The sequence below is a fragment of the Alcanivorax sp. NBRC 102024 genome (genome assembly GCF_001602235.1).
GTDB lineage: Bacteria > Pseudomonadota > Gammaproteobacteria > Pseudomonadales > Alcanivoracaceae > Alcanivorax.
This window is the reverse complement of record NZ_BDAS01000004.1, coordinates 173,522-187,947: the sequence shown is the minus strand read 5'-3', so window position 1 is coordinate 187,947 and position 14,426 is coordinate 173,522. Positions and strand designations below refer to the sequence as shown.

Genomic DNA, 14,426 nt, shown 5'->3' with positions numbered 1-14,426 from the left:
AAAGAATTACCAGCGGTCTCAGCCTGCTTTCGCTGTTCACTGTTAACTCTTAACTGTTAACTCAACCACCAAAATAACCAACAAGTACAGACATAGCTGCGCTCGACAAACCGAGCCAAACAAACACAGGACGCTTCCCATGCAATTTACTCAGGAACACGAAGAACTGCGCCGCACAGTCCGCAACTTTGTCGAGAAAGAACTGAACCCCCACGTCAAGGAATGGGAAGAAGCCGGTCGCTTCCCCATTCATGAGGTGTTCAAGAAGATGGGCGATCTTGGCCTGCTTGGGGTCACCAAGCCGGCAGAGTTCGGCGGCATGGGTCTGGACTATTCCTACGGCATGGTCATGGCCGAGGAAATGGGCCGCACCCACTGCGGCGGCGTCCCCCTCTCCACCGGGGTACAGACCGATATGGCCACCCCGGCCCTGGCCCGTTTCGGCTCCGACGAGCTGCGCCAGAATTACCTGGCCCCGGCCATTGCCGGTGACATGGTGGCCTCCATTGCTGTGTCCGAGCCCCATGCCGGTTCCGATGTGGCTGCCATCAAGACCACCGCCACCAAGGACGGCGACGACTACGTGATCAACGGCACCAAGATGTGGATCACCAACTCGCCCAGCGCCGACTGGTTCTGCCTGCTTGCCCAGACGTCCGAGGGCAAACCGCACATGAACAAGTCGCTGATCATCGTGCCCAAGGATGCCGGCGGCATCACCGTGGACAAGCCCCTGCACAAGCTGGGCATGCGCTCCTCGGAAACCGCCCAGGTGTTCTTCGACAACGTACGTGTTCCCCAGCGCAACCTGATCGGCCAGGAAGGCATGGGCTTCATGATGCAGATGATCCAGTTCCAGGAGGAACGTCTTTTTGCCGCCGCCAACAGCCTGATGGGCATGCAGCATGTGATCGACGAGACCATTGCCTATGCCAAGGATCGTCAGGTATTCGGCATGCCGTTGATCGACAATCAGACCGTGCACTTCCGCCTGGCTGAACTGCAGACCGAAGTGGAGTCCCTGCGCGCCCTCACCTATCGGGCCTGCGAGATGTACATCAACGGCAAGGATGTGCTGCAACTGGCCTCCATGGCCAAGCTGAAAGTGGGCCGCCTCAGCCGGGAAGTGGCTGACAGCTGCCTGCAGTACTGGGGCGGCAACGGTTTCATGTGGGACAACCCGGCCGGTCAGCTTTACCGGGATGGTCGCCTCGGCTCCATCGGTGGCGGCGCCGACGAAATCATGCTGGGCATTATCTGCAAGACCATGGATATCCTGCCGGGCAAGAAAAAATAACCACAGGGAAAACCCATCCGTAGGAGCGTCGCTCGCGGCGCGATCACAAACGGTCGGAGAATCGCGCCGCCAGCGACGCTCCTACAGAAAACAACGAGGCGATGCATGACTTTACCCAGCACCGACACCTTGCAAATCAACCAGGACGGCCCGGTTCTGCACATCACCCTGAACCGGCCCGACAGCCGTAACGCCATGAGCCTGACCATGGTCAACGAGCTGATGGCCGTGTTTGCTGCCGTGGAAAATGATGCTGATGTCCGCGCCATCGTACTGCGCGGTGCCGGAGGCCACTTCTGTGCCGGCGGCGACATCAAGGATATGGCAGGTGCCCGCCAGCAGGCCGCCAGCGGCGACGGTGACGCCTTCCAGAAACTCAATCGCCGTTTCGGGGAAATGATCACCGCCGCCAATCATCAGCCCCAGGTGCTGATTACAGTGCTGGAGGGTGCGGTCTTGGGCGGCGGCTTTGGTCTGGCCTGCATTTCCGATGTGGCGCTCGCCCACACCGGCGCCACGTTCGGCCTGCCGGAAACCGGCCTGGGCGTGATTCCCGCCCAGATCGCCCCCTTTGTGGTCGAGCGCATCGGCCTGACCCAGGCCCGGCGGCTGGCCCTCACCGGCATCCGCTTCCAGGGTGAAGAGGCCCGACGGCTGGGGATCGTCCACGAGGTGGCCACCGATGCCGATGCTCTGGAGGCCTTGCTGGAAGATACCCTGAAAGCGGTGCGCAAATGCGCCCCCCATGCCAATCGGGTAACCAAACAACTGGTGCTGGACGTGGGTCACCAACCCATGGAGGCATTACTGGATCAGGCCGCGAAGGATTTCGCCGCCGCCGTGAACAGCGAGGAAGGCCAGGAAGGCACCATGGCGTTCGTACAGAAACGCCCGGCGAAGTGGAACCAATGAGAACAAACGTTGCGAGGCGCGAGTGACGAGTAGCGAAAACCTATAAACAGCGGCTTTGTTTTTGTATTTCGCAACTCGTCTCTCGTACCTCGCTCCTGAGCTGTTCGCGCCCTGAAGCGCCACTCCTGCGGGAAAGAATTTTCAACCGGAACACCGGTAAGGAACCACAATGAGCTTTGAAAAAATCCTGATTGCCAACCGTGGCGAGATTGCTTGCCGGGTCATCGCCACCGCCCAGTCCCTGGGCTACCGGACCGTGGCGGTCTATTCCGAACCGGATGCCGGTGCCCGTCATGTACAACTGGCGGAAGAAGCGGTGTGTGTTGGGCCGGCCCTGGCCAGCGCGTCCTATCTGAACGTGGATGCCCTGCTCGATGCCTGCCGCAAGACCGGTGCCGATGCGGTGCATCCGGGCTATGGCTTTCTTTCCGAAAATGCCGGCTTTTCCCGGGCGTGCAAGGACGCCGGCATTACCTTTATCGGCCCGGACGAAGATGCCATTCACCTGATGGGCTCCAAGCGCCTGTCCAAGCTGGCCATGATTGAAGCGGGTGTCCCCTGCATTCCCGGCTACGAAGGCGAAGACCAGAGCGACGCCACTCTGCTGAAGGAAGCCGAACGCATCGGCCTGCCGCTGATGATCAAGGCCAGCGCCGGGGGTGGCGGCCGCGGCATGCGCGTGATCACCGATGCCAGCGAGATTCCCGCCCAGCTGAAAAGCGCCCGCCAGGAAGCCAAAAGTGCCTTCGGCAGCGACGAGCTGATCCTGGAGCGCGCCGTGATGCAGCCACGGCATGTGGAAATCCAGGTATTCGGCGACCGCCATGGCAATGTGATCCATCTGGGTGAGCGCGACTGTTCGGTACAGCGCCGCCACCAGAAGGTAGTGGAAGAAGCACCCTCCCCGGCCGTGGACGAGGCCCTGCGCCAAGAGATGGGCGAAGCGGCGGTGAATGCGGCCAAGGCCTGCAACTATGTTGGGGCCGGGACGGTGGAATTCCTGCTGGCGCCGGAGGGCGATTTCTTCTTCCTGGAAATGAACACCCGCCTGCAGGTGGAGCATCCGGTCACGGAGCTGGTCACCGGCCTGGATCTGGTGGCCTGGCAGATCAAAGTGGCCCGGGGCGAGCCTCTCCCCCTGACCCAGGAACAGGTCAGGCTCACCGGCCACGCCATGGAGGTGCGCCTGTACGCCGAGGACCCGGCGCAAAACTACATGCCGCAAACCGGGCCAGTGCTGCGCTGGCAACCGGCCAGTGGCGATGGTGTGCGTATCGATCATGGCCTTGTGGAAGGCTACGAGGTGGGCAGCCACTACGATCCCATGTTGGCCAAGATCATTGCCGTGGGTGACAGCCGTGAAGACGCCCGGCGACGTCTGATACGTGCCGTGGAGGACACGGTGCTAATGGGGGTCCGGGATAACCGTCCCTTCCTGGCGGCCATCCTGCGCCATCCGGTATTTGCCTGCGGTGAAGCCACCACCGCCTTCATCGGCGAAGATTTTGCCGACGACGCCAGCATGGCCGGCGAATCGCCATCCAGCCAGCTCTGGGGCCTGGCGGCCCTGCTCCGCTGTGAGGCAGAAACGCCGTCAGCGGATCTGCGCGGCTGGCACTCCAGCACTCTGGGAGCGCAACCGGTCCAGCTTCGCTGCGGCGACCATGAGCAGACGGTCTATATCCGCTATCAGGACAACCACGCGGAGCTAATCGTGGGCGAGAACAGCCATCGCATCGCGACTCTGGCTCCCGGTCTTGCCACCATTGACGGCGTCCAGCAGCGCTACCGCATGTGCCAGGATGGCAAACAAAGCTGGCTGCAATGGCAAGGCCATAGTGTCTGTTTCGAGGATGCTACCCACAGCGCAGCGGGCACCAGCGATCAGGCCGGCTCCGGTCAGATTCGCGCGCCCATGGATGGGGCCGTGATCGAGGTATGCGCCAAAGCCGGTGACGCGGTGAAACGTGGTCAGGTGCTGGTCATCATGGAGGCCATGAAGATGGAGCACAGCCTCAAGGCGGATTGCGATGGTACCGTGGAATCCGCAGATCTGGCGGTTGGCAGCCAAGTCAAGCGTCAACAGTTGCTGGTCAGCATCAAACCGGACAGTCCGGAGACATAATTCGTCAGTGACAAATCACTAACGGAGAAGGACACTCCATCGTGCTTCAATAATTTGCATCGGGCAGACCAGGCCAATTCGGAACGCCGCAATCTGCACCGGTACAGCGACGGGGCGGGGCTCTTGCCCTGCCCTGGTGCTACGGTTAAGGTAAGCGCCCGCTTGCCAATACTGGGTTCCCGGCTGAACCGCCTTCGGATAATCGTTTGCATGCCATGATCGAATCACAGGCCTGTATCGACGGATTCTGCGGTGTGTTGCGCCAGGGCCTTCCAAGAACACAGACTAATGGAGATCCTATGAGCAACGCCGACATCATCACGTTGCCCAAGCTTCTGTCCAAGGTTCCCGAAGTGGTCAGCAATCTGCCAGGCCTGATCAAGGGCTCGCGGATGGCCAAGATCACTGACACCACCAAGCCTCTGGGCCTGGGCGTGGCCATCGAGCGAGCCACTGGCATGAACCCCAACGGTGCCGCACTGATTTACGAGGACACCGAGCTTACCTACAAGCAGTTCAATGCCTGGACCAACCGGTTGGCAGATTATCTGGCCTCCATCGGCCTGAAGAAAGGCGACACCATCGCCGTCAACATCGAAAATCGCCCGGAACTGCTCGTCACCGTAGCGGCCTGCGCCAAGCTGGGGGTCTGCGCGGCCCTGATCAATACCTCCCAGCGCGGCAAGGTACTGATTCATTCTTTCAATCTGGTGAACCCCAAGGCGGCAATCGTCGGTGAGGAGCTGGTGCAAGCCGTGGAAGAAGTCCGTGGCGACCTGGACCTGAAAGACAACTTCTTCTTCTTTGCCGATCAGGACACCCTGGAAAATCCGGGTGAAGCCCCCTCCGGTTACAAGAACCTGGCCAGCGAAATCAAGGACTGCTCCAGCGAGAATCCTGCCTCCACCAAGCAGACCTTCTTGCGTGACCCGCTCTTTTATATCTATACCTCCGGGACGACCGGGCTACCCAAGGCGGTGGTGTTCAATCATGGTCGTTGGGAAAAAGCCTACGGTGGCTTTGGCTACTCTGCGGTGCGCCTGAACAAGGAAGACCGTCTCTACACCACCTTGCCCTTCTACCACGCCACCGGCATGGTCATCTGCTGGACATCGGTACTGGCACCCGCCGGCACCCTGGTACTGGCGCGCAAGTTCTCCGCCAGTGGTTTCTGGGATGACGTTCGCCGCCACGGTTGTACCGCATTCGGCTATGTGGGGGAGCTGTGTCGCTACCTGCACGAGCAGCCGGAAAAACCCAATGACCAGGACAACAAGGTTCACACCATTGTTGGCAACGGCCTGCGCCCGAGCATCTGGAAGGATTTCAAGGAGCGTTTCGGCATTGAGCGTGTGGTTGAGCTGTATGCCTCCTCCGAGGGCAACGTGGCCTTCACCAATGTGTTCAACTTCGACAACACCGTGGGCTTCTCACCGGTCAGCTATGCCATCGTCAAGTACGACAAGGAAAAGGACGAACCGGTACGGGACAGCAACGGCAACATGATCAAGGTAGGCAAGGGCGAATCCGGCCTGATGCTCGGCGAGATCACTGACAAGACCCCGTTCGATGGTTACACGGACCCGGAAAAGACCGAAAAATCCATTTTCCGTAACGTCTTCAAGAAAGGCGATGCCTGGTTCAACACCGGCGACATGATGCGTGATATCGGCTTCCGCCATGCACAGTTCGTGGATCGCCTGGGTGACACCTTCCGCTGGAAAGGCGAGAACGTATCTACCACCGAGGTAGAGCAGATCCTGGACGGGTTCGATGGCATTCAGGAATCCGTGGTTTACGGGGTGGAAATTCCCAATACCAACGGCCGGGCCGGCATGGCACAGGTTCGCCTGACCAGCCACCACAGCGAATTCGACTTCCAGGGCCTGTGTGCCTACCTGAAGCGTGAGCTGCCCCCCTACGCCATTCCCGTCTTCCTGCGCATCAACGAACAGGCCATGGAAACCACGGGCACCTTCAAGCACCAGAAAAACAAGCTCAAAGAGCAGAAGTATGATCTGAGCCAGCAGGACAATGCGGTGTACGTATTGCTTCCCAAGGCCGACTGCTACCAGCAGCTGGACAAGGCAACCCAGGAAAGCATCGACAACGGCGAACACCGTTTCTGATCCTTTTCCGGTTTGTCCTGAAAAAAGGGTGCCTTCGGGCACCCTTTTTTCCTTCATCAGGATCAGGGATTAGCGGAAACGAGAGCGCGGCTCGCAGCCAAGACGTCAGACGGCTGGCGCCGGGATCTCCTTCCGGATGACAGAACAACCCTGGATCAGCCCCTCACTGCCACCACAGATCCCGTAGGGTGCACTGAGCCTAAGGCGAACTGCACCATCAAACGCCGGGTCGGTAAAGCTCGCCTCAGGCTCAGCGAACCCTGGGTGCTTGCGACCATAAACAGGTCCCCCGCAACATTGGGCAGCTCAAGCGCGGGCCAACACCTTATTCTGCTGGCTCAACCTGCTCCCGGAGAGTGATTGGCCTCATGCCTTCGGCAACGCAAAACCAGACATCTCGCAGCACCAGTGCCCCTGCTTCGCCAACCGCTTGACCCCTTCCCTCCATCAATGCACGACAGCGCGGATTCTTCCACACCCCAACAACTATCCCCATGCGCTGTGGACAACTCTGTGCAGGACCTCAGGAAAACACGCTGAACCCCTTTAATGGCAAGGCTTTCGGCTGTTTGCATGATTTTCCACCAGGACAGGGATTGACAGATCGGGACAGACTCCGGGCCGGTCATCGCCCCTTCTTGATGTTACCCACATAATCTGTGGATAAAATTGTGGAGAAGCTGAGAAGAATCGCCGCAAGGCCACGGAAAAAGGCCATCGTCTCTGAATGCCTGATATTTACACAATCAGCAAAACTGATAATTCTCAGCAACTTAGCGCTACTCTTCGCGAAATTAAAAATGACAAAGGGATGACAGGCCCTCCCCCTGGCCCTGTCACAAGCTTGTGTAAAAGCGCCATTAATTGCTTGAATTGAACCCGGCAGGAGGGGACGCCTGCTGATTGATACTCCCACTGATCAGCAGGGATCGATTCTTTTCCACAGAAGCTGTGGATAAACCTGTGTATAGCCAGTACACAACCGCCCTATCTCACCGGTTTTTCACGGCTACTGACGACATGGCTATTTTTTAACCAATAAATAAAATCATTAATATTCAATTGGTTACGCTGTTTTTTATGGCCTATTCACGGGTTTGTCATATTTTATTGTAGAAAAAGCCCATTGACAGAAACCTGTGAACAAAATTGGGGCATGAAGACGTTACCAAGGGTGACAGCGTGGCACACCCGTTCCGGACAATTGCTGGGCGATCCCCCCCAGAGAATGACTCACAGATGGAACAAACCACCCGGTAAGACGGTAACGCGCACAAAGAGACTGTCGTGGTGATCCTGGGGGCGTCGTGTAAACCGGAGACAAAAAAAACGGGTACCAAGGGGGTACCCGTTAAAAGACACCACTAAGGGGTTAGCGGTGTGCGCTACAACACTGTTTGGCGCCTCAGCTCTTCTTGCGGCTGCGGCGTTTTGGAGCTCCGGGGTCAGAGGAGGCAGACACATCGTCCTCCGCCTTGTTCAGAGCGCTGGTCAGCTCCTGAACCCGTTTCTCCAGCTCTTCGACTTCCCGCTTGTTGGGCAGGCCCAGACGGGACAGCGCCTTGTTCAGGCGATCATCGAAGGCTTTCTCCATCTTTTCCATGGTTTCGCCGGTATGGTGACGAACCCGTTCCTTGATCTCTTCCACCCGGGACTCGGTCTTGTCCTTGGTGTGGCGCTCCACTTCGCGGCCGGCTTCAACCAGGGCATCAAAAAAACCACTGCCCTCTTCCTCGGCCCTTGCGAAGGCACCCAGACCCGCCAGCCAAATCTGGTGGGTATACTTGCGAATATCTCTTGAGGCACCACTCAGGGCCTTCAACGGGCTAGTATTCCGCCCTTCTTTCTCATTCTCGTTATCGGACATAATCCAAACTCCCGAAGGCAATTCCACGAGCGAATGCAGCGGGAAAAACACGCAACACCGTAAGCACGTGGGGTAAATTATAGGGGGGTAGTGATACAGGTTTGCACAGGGTTGTCTGACAATTATTCAATCAATAATTATGTGATCAATTTCTCATCAGTACGGGCAATTATTCACCCAGATCATCCTCATCCGGCCGCCGATTCCCAATCAGCCCCATGCCGCGGGCAAGATCCCGGGCACTGTTGCGGATCACATCCCGGGAACGACCGGTCAACAAATCCACAAACCGTTTTCTCAGGCGCTCTTCGAGCTGGTTGGCACCGTCTTCGAGACGGCGATCCACCTTGCGCTCGATTTTCGGCCCCAGATAGAAGTGACCGATCAGCCCCAGCACCACCAGGGTCAACAGGGAAGAGGCTCCCGCCGCCGCAAACAGCAACCACCCCAGGGTGGCAATGTCTATCTGCAGCGTATCCATCAAGCCGCTCCGAACATGAACAGCAGTTGCCCGACCCCGGCCATGGCGCCGAGGAAGCCACCCACCACAATCAGGATCCATTCATCTTCCTGGAAAGCCGGGCGCAACAGGTCCTGGAACTCTTCAGAGCTGAGTGCCTGCATACGCTCTGCCATGAGCTTCTCGACGATCAGGCCACGCTCCTTGTTAAAGCCCTGGTCCTCGAACGGCTCTACCGCCAGATCCACAGCCTTGTCTTCCACAGCCTTCTTGAGATCGGCATATCCTTCCGGGCCCACCGTCAACTGGGCAGCGGTTCGCACCACCCCGCCATTCAGCAGGGGCTTGAGGTGGCGCTTGATAAGGGCTTTCGTGCGGTCTCCACGGGGGCCATTGACCACCTGATACATGATATTGCGCAGAGTAATCACTTCATCGGTGGAAAGACGGGCAAAGGATTCGGCCACATCCTTCTGGCGCTTCAGGAAAAGCCCCTGTATCCGGAACGGCCCAATCTTCACAGGGTTGAGCGGCCGGAAAATCAGGTTCAGCGCCAGCCAGTTGGTGGCGATACCGACGATAAAGCCGAAGAATGGCAGCACCCAGTTTTCCGGCACAAAGATAAACACCGGCACCTGGATCAGACCGAACAGAAACCCGAAGTAAAACCCGGAGTTGGTGATAAAACGGAATTCCGGGTCACCCACTTCCTGGAACATCTGCACCATGAGCGCCTTGTCTTCGCTCATCTGGGTGGTGACCATGTGCTTCATGTCCACCAGGCTGTCCAGGTTGCGGCTGATGTCATCAACCACATTGTCCATGACCGCGGGAATCGCACGGCGGGCGCGGGCGTAGACACGCTTGCGCACCAGCAAAGGCAGGTTTTCCCAGAGCACCGCATTGCGCTCGGTCATCACCTCATCGGTGTATTCTTCGATTCGGGACTGGATGGTGCGGGTAAGGTGGGCAGAAATCTTCTCCGGTTCCATCTCGCGAAAGAACTCGTCCAGACTGCCCAGTTTGGAAAGGGCCTTGTCGACCACGATACCTGCCATCTTTTCGACCTTGGAGGGAATGATTCCCTGCCAGCCGAAGATGGGCCGAATACCAATGAATTCCAGCGGATAGAACGTCATTTTGACGGCCATCCAGTTGGTGATCCACCCTACGGCACCGGCGATGAAAGGTATACTGACGTACTTCCAGAAATCCGGGTACGAAAGCAATGATTCCAGCATTGAAAAACAACTCCCCTCCAAGGGCTTATGCACTGTAACGCGACAGCGCCAAGACAAACATATCCCGCTTTCACCAATCCCGGTCTAAAAAGCCAATGTCGTTTGAAGGCAGCAACCTATCATGGGAGGTGCCCTTGAGGGCACCTCCGCTAGCCGGTTGCTACCTCTGCGGCTCCTGAAGCGTGCAGCTGTTGTGCTTCGTCACGACGGACAGGGTGGTTCCCTTTCCTAGTGGCGAAGCGCAGCAGATGTGCGCTTCAGGAGCCGCCCTTCGGGGCTTCCAGGCTGGCCCGCACTCGTTGTTGCAATTTCTCGACAGGCAACCAGCATGCCTTCAAAATTGCGCCTAGATTGCGAACCAGCCTGAAAGCCAGAGGCAGTAACCGGCTAACGGAGGTGCCCTTTATTATAAAAGTCCCTAGTATAGGTAGACGGGCCGCTAAATATAAGCAAGATAACGTAATTTTTGGCAACAAATCGGGACCCCAAGCGACAACGCGGTCTCATTTCAGGACAGGATTTTCCGTCATTTATGCCTCAGACCGGTAGTTTTCCCCAGCTGATTGTGCTCGGTGGTTTGGAGAGCGCATTGAACCAGGCGCTCACAGGTAGCCAGCCCGGCCGCGACAGGTTAGCCGCACTGCACGGCACCGTCGTGCGGATCCGTGCGGAGCGTCCACTGTGGGTGCTTTACGTGCTGATCTATGAAGACGGGGTGGAACTGCTTACCGACTACGAAGGCAATGTCGATATCCGTGTACGCGGCCCTCTGGGCGCCATGGTCCACTGGCTGTTTGCCAGCGAACCCCTCACCGAACATGAATCCCTGCGGGTTACCGGCAGCGATCGACAGATCGCCCAACTCAATGAGCTGATCGAGAATTTCAGCCTGTGGCCACTGGTGCGCAACTGGCTGGACGATCATGTCCGGCTCAAGGAGCTGCTTGACCTGCTGCGTCGGGAAGATCCCGTGTGGCTGGAAAAGCTGGCCACCCTGCCCCAACAGGTGGGCGACCTGGCGGAACAGGTTGCACGTCAACAATTGATCCAGGAGGACATTCTCGAGGAACTCCGCCACCTGCGCGGCGAACTTCGCCGGGCCCGCAAGCTGGACCAGTTCTTCACCCTCACAGGCACCCTGCTGATCCTGTTGTCCCTGTTGAAGGCATCGTCTCTCTGGGAGACCACCTGGCAGGCCCTGCAGCAGGACGTATTGTCCCTGGCCATGCTGAGTCTGGGTATCGCCTTCCTGCTGGCGCGACTGCTGCCGGCCAGGGGCAGGCTATAGGCCAGGCGCCACCCCCGCTTTTCCCGTTGGAGAAAGGGTCGTGCTATCGATTCTTTTTCGGCGCGCCAAAGATCTGGCCGAGGCGCTCACCGACCATCTCAGCACTGGTCCGTGCCAGGCTACGGCTGGCTCCCTCCAACACTTCCCGGGAGGGCAGATTGCGAACGCCATCCACCAGCCCGCGACGCACGCCCTCTTCGACTCGCGCGGAAAGCACCTGGGCGGCTTTCTCCACCTGTTCATCCAGCTCTTGCTGCATGCTGTCTCGCAGACGCGGCTGGAAGTAGAACCGCCCCCACAGGGCGACCACTGCCAGCGTCATGGCGGAGCTCAGCACAGCCGTCGCAATTACCCAGATCATGGACATGTCGTCACTTCCTCATCACTTATCCGCTCTAATTGGCTGATAAAAAACCAGTTTTGGTAACAGAGCCAGACATTGTTGTTAAATAAAGTATGCGCCCGATGCCTGCCTCGTGGGAAATCATTACAGTGAATCCACGGGAAGGGATACCCACATTCAAGAGCCGATACACGCTCCCAGAGAAGGAACGTCATCTTAATGTGTGGCCCCGAGGTACCCAATGACTGCCGTGACAACCAGCAGCAGTGCGAATAGCCATAGTCAGCAGATGATTCAGCAGGCGATGTCTCTCAGCCGGCGACATAATCAGCCACTGAGCATCCTCGCCATTCGCTTCCAGGAACTGGAATCCATCCAGGCGGATATCGGTGTCGAACGCATTGAGCGACTGCTTGCCCGGGTGCGGCATCTGTTACATGCCAGAAAACGGTGCGAAGACGGCCTGATGAGCTGGCAGTCGGGACAAGCGCTGTTCCTGGTATTGCCGGCCACCGCCGTGGATGGCGCCATGGCAATGGCAACACGCTTGCAACAGTGGTTCATCAGCCAGGAGTTTGAACTGGATGAGTTCCGGGTTTTTCTGACCACCCGAATTGGCGTGCACTGCGCCAATCACCAGGAAAAAGAGAGCGTCATGCAGTTATTCAATCAGGCGCTCAATAGCCTGGAAGACGCCACCGACACGGATAGGATTGCATTGAGCCAACCGGCACAACAACAGCTTGCCGCGTTGAAATCCGCCCCCGAAACCGCGGATCCACTCTCCCGGGAACTGCGCAAACTGGCAAATGACGGCAACGAGGAATCACTGCTTGAAGTGCTGTCCCCCGCACTTTGCATGCTGGATGAGCGGCTGCGATTAAAACTGGTGGATCGGCTGCTGGAAGCTTCCACACAGACAGTTGTTAATGGTTAGTGGGCTGTTGGGCCAGCGGGGTGTCACCGCGGACCAATGCCTCCTGGCCTGCAATCCGTTCCATCCCGGACTCAGGGTTTGCGGGCCATAAGCACCGCCCGGCGCGGCGCCGGATACCCCTCCCGGGTCCGCGCGGGATTGCTGGCGTCGAGAAAGTCCGGTAGCGACTGGAACCGCATCCACTCGGTCGCCCGCTGTTCTTCCACGGTGGTGTCACTCTCATCGACACAGCGAATATCCACAAAACCACAGCGATGCAGCCAGCGTTCCAGCATGGCCACCGAAGGCAGAAAGAACACATTACGCATGGCCGCATAGCGGTCTTCGGGCATCAGCACGGTCTGTTCATCCCCTTCCACCACCAGGGTTTCCAGCACCAGCTCCCCGCCTTCACCCAGCACCGCTTTGAGTTCCAGCAGGTGGTCCAGCGGAGAGCGCCGGTGATAGAGCACGCCCATGGAAAATACCGTATCGAAGTTCTCTGTCTGTGCCGGTAACTCTTCCATCCGCAACGGCAGAAACCACACCGGCACCGACGGCGCAAAACGACGCACCGCCAGATACTGCACCAGAAACAAAATTGTTGGATCGATGCCCACCACTTGTTTGGCACCAGCCGCCGCCATTCGCCAGCAGTGGTAGCCACTGCCACAGCCCACATCCAGTACCCTCCGTCCGGCCAGGGGCGACAAGTGCGGCGCCACCCGCTGCCACTTCCAGTCAGAGTGCCACTCGGTATCGATATGCACACCGAAGAAATCAAACGGCCCCTTGCGCCAGGGAATCAGGCCCTGCAAAGCCGCTTTGACTTCCGCCGGGTCAACCTCTCCCGGCTGGCCGATGCGCAGGGTATCCGCCGAAAGATCACACTCCGCCGGCCCCTCGGGTAACGCATTCAGCGCCGCCAGCCAGCGGGGCAGATCGCCGTGGGGTTTGTCCAGAAGGCGCTCGCGGCACAGGGCCATCAGCACGTCTCGTTCTGGCTGGGCATAAAGCTCGCGCAGCGCCGCTTCGCACTGCTGTAGATAATCCCTAAGCATCAGCGCACCGCCAGCAGGGAGATGAAATTGAAACAGCGGAACCAGACGTGGATTTCCCGGTAACCGGCCTGGCGCAGGCGCGCCTCATGGTCGGCCAGGGTTTCCGGAATCAGAACGTTTTCCAGTGCCGTGCGCTTCTGGCTGATTTCCAGATCCGAATAACCGTTGTTGCGTTTGAAGGCATGGTGCAGTTCGGTCTGCAGGGCATTCTCCCCATCATCCGCAAACCGGATCTTCTCCGAGAGCACCAGAATACCGCCGGGTACCGTGGCGTCAGCAAGGCGCTGGATCAGCCCGTCACGCTTGTCCGGAGCGATGAACTGCAGGGTGAAATTCAGCACCGCCATAGAGCACGGTTCAAACGCCATGCTCGCCACGTCCCCTTCCCGCAGAGACACCCGCTCACTTTGTCCGGTTTCTGCTATCAGGGTGCGGGCCTGACGGATCATGGCCTCAGAATTGTCCACAGCAATCAGCCGGTTGCCTCGGTCGGCGGTAAGGGTCGCCATGGCGGTGGTTGCCGCCCCCAGGGAGCAACCAAGATCATAGAGGCAGGTATCCGGCTGGGCATATCGGGCCGCCAGCACCCCGATCATGTCGATAATGGTGGCATAACCCGGCACCGAGCGACGGATCATGTCAGGAAAGACACGTACCACAGTGTCATCGAAGGAGAAACGGGTCACCTGCTGGTGGGCCGTGGCGTAAATGCGGTCCTGCTGATCAGACATAGGGGTTCCGATATCACAATGCGGGGCGGATTATAGCGGGTGATACCGGTGGGTAG

At 58.4% G+C, this 14,426-nt stretch carries 12 protein-coding genes; 6 read left to right on the top strand and 6 right to left on the bottom strand.

Annotation, left to right across the window (positions count from 1 at the left end; genetic code table 11):
* The first annotated feature begins 139 nt into the window (after positions 1 to 139).
* The 4 genes from A0251_RS08795 to A0251_RS08780 all read left to right on the top strand — a co-directional run bounded on the left by A0251_RS08795 (position 140) and on the right by A0251_RS08780 (position 6,463).
* Positions 140 to 1,297 carry an acyl-CoA dehydrogenase family protein gene (locus A0251_RS08795; protein ID WP_062816483.1) on the top strand — a complete coding sequence of 386 codons (1,158 nt, stop codon included), beginning with the start codon at positions 140 to 142 and terminating at the stop codon, positions 1,295 to 1,297.
* Between the two features lie 105 nt (positions 1,298 to 1,402).
* The gene (locus A0251_RS08790; protein ID WP_062816482.1) at positions 1,403 to 2,209 is read left to right on the top strand and encodes an enoyl-CoA hydratase/isomerase family protein; all 807 of its coding nucleotides are present in this window, start codon (positions 1,403 to 1,405) and stop codon (positions 2,207 to 2,209) included.
* 169 nt (positions 2,210 to 2,378) lie between these two features.
* Positions 2,379 to 4,334 carry an acetyl/propionyl/methylcrotonyl-CoA carboxylase subunit alpha gene (locus tag A0251_RS08785; protein ID WP_062816481.1) on the top strand — a complete coding sequence of 652 codons (1,956 nt, stop codon included), beginning with the start codon at positions 2,379 to 2,381 and terminating at the stop codon, positions 4,332 to 4,334.
* Between the two features lie 299 nt (positions 4,335 to 4,633).
* On the top strand, positions 4,634 to 6,463 hold the full coding sequence (locus A0251_RS08780; RefSeq protein WP_062816480.1) for a long-chain-acyl-CoA synthetase: 1,830 nt from the start codon (positions 4,634 to 4,636) through the stop codon (positions 6,461 to 6,463).
* A 1,405-nt stretch (positions 6,464 to 7,868) separates the two neighbouring features.
* Here A0251_RS08780 and A0251_RS08775 read toward each other — a convergent pair.
* From A0251_RS08775 to A0251_RS08765, 3 genes are all read right to left on the bottom strand, one after another.
* Entirely contained in the window at positions 7,869 to 8,330 is a 462-nt protein-coding gene (locus tag A0251_RS08775) for a phasin family protein (protein ID WP_062816479.1), read from the bottom strand.
* Positions 8,331 to 8,499: 169 nt separating this feature from the next.
* On the bottom strand, positions 8,500 to 8,811 hold the full coding sequence (locus A0251_RS08770) for a hypothetical protein (RefSeq protein WP_062816478.1): 312 nt from the start codon (positions 8,809 to 8,811) through the stop codon (positions 8,500 to 8,502).
* The gene (locus A0251_RS08765; RefSeq protein ID WP_062816477.1) at positions 8,811 to 10,031 is read right to left on the bottom strand and encodes a DUF445 domain-containing protein; all 1,221 of its coding nucleotides are present in this window, start codon (positions 10,029 to 10,031) and stop codon (positions 8,811 to 8,813) included. Before A0251_RS08765 ends, A0251_RS08770 begins: the two co-directional genes overlap by 1 nt.
* A gap of 532 nt (positions 10,032 to 10,563) precedes the next feature.
* Between A0251_RS08765 and A0251_RS08760 the strand changes: the two genes are divergently transcribed.
* Entirely contained in the window at positions 10,564 to 11,319 is a 756-nt protein-coding gene (locus A0251_RS08760) for a hypothetical protein (RefSeq protein ID WP_062816476.1), read from the top strand.
* Positions 11,320 to 11,362: 43 nt separating this feature from the next.
* Here A0251_RS08760 and A0251_RS08755 read toward each other — a convergent pair whose 3' ends face one another.
* On the bottom strand, positions 11,363 to 11,686 hold the full coding sequence (locus A0251_RS08755) for a hypothetical protein (protein ID WP_062816475.1): 324 nt from the start codon (positions 11,684 to 11,686) through the stop codon (positions 11,363 to 11,365).
* A 217-nt stretch (positions 11,687 to 11,903) separates the two neighbouring features.
* On the opposite strand from A0251_RS08755, the gene A0251_RS08750 reads away from it, so the two are divergent.
* Entirely contained in the window at positions 11,904 to 12,599 is a 696-nt protein-coding gene (locus A0251_RS08750) for a diguanylate cyclase domain-containing protein (protein WP_062816474.1), read from the top strand.
* Between the two features lie 71 nt (positions 12,600 to 12,670).
* Here the strand turns inward: A0251_RS08750 and cmoB are convergent, their stop codons facing one another.
* Positions 12,671 to 13,639 (bottom strand): tRNA 5-methoxyuridine(34)/uridine 5-oxyacetic acid(34) synthase CmoB, encoded by a 969-nt coding sequence (gene cmoB, locus A0251_RS08745; RefSeq protein ID WP_062816473.1) that lies wholly within the window; start codon positions 13,637 to 13,639, stop codon positions 12,671 to 12,673.
* Positions 13,639 to 14,370 carry a carboxy-S-adenosyl-L-methionine synthase CmoA gene (cmoA, locus tag A0251_RS08740; protein ID WP_062816472.1) on the bottom strand — a complete coding sequence of 244 codons (732 nt, stop codon included), beginning with the start codon at positions 14,368 to 14,370 and terminating at the stop codon, positions 13,639 to 13,641. Before cmoA ends, cmoB begins: the two co-directional genes overlap by 1 nt.
* Positions 14,371 to 14,426 lie beyond the last annotated feature (56 nt).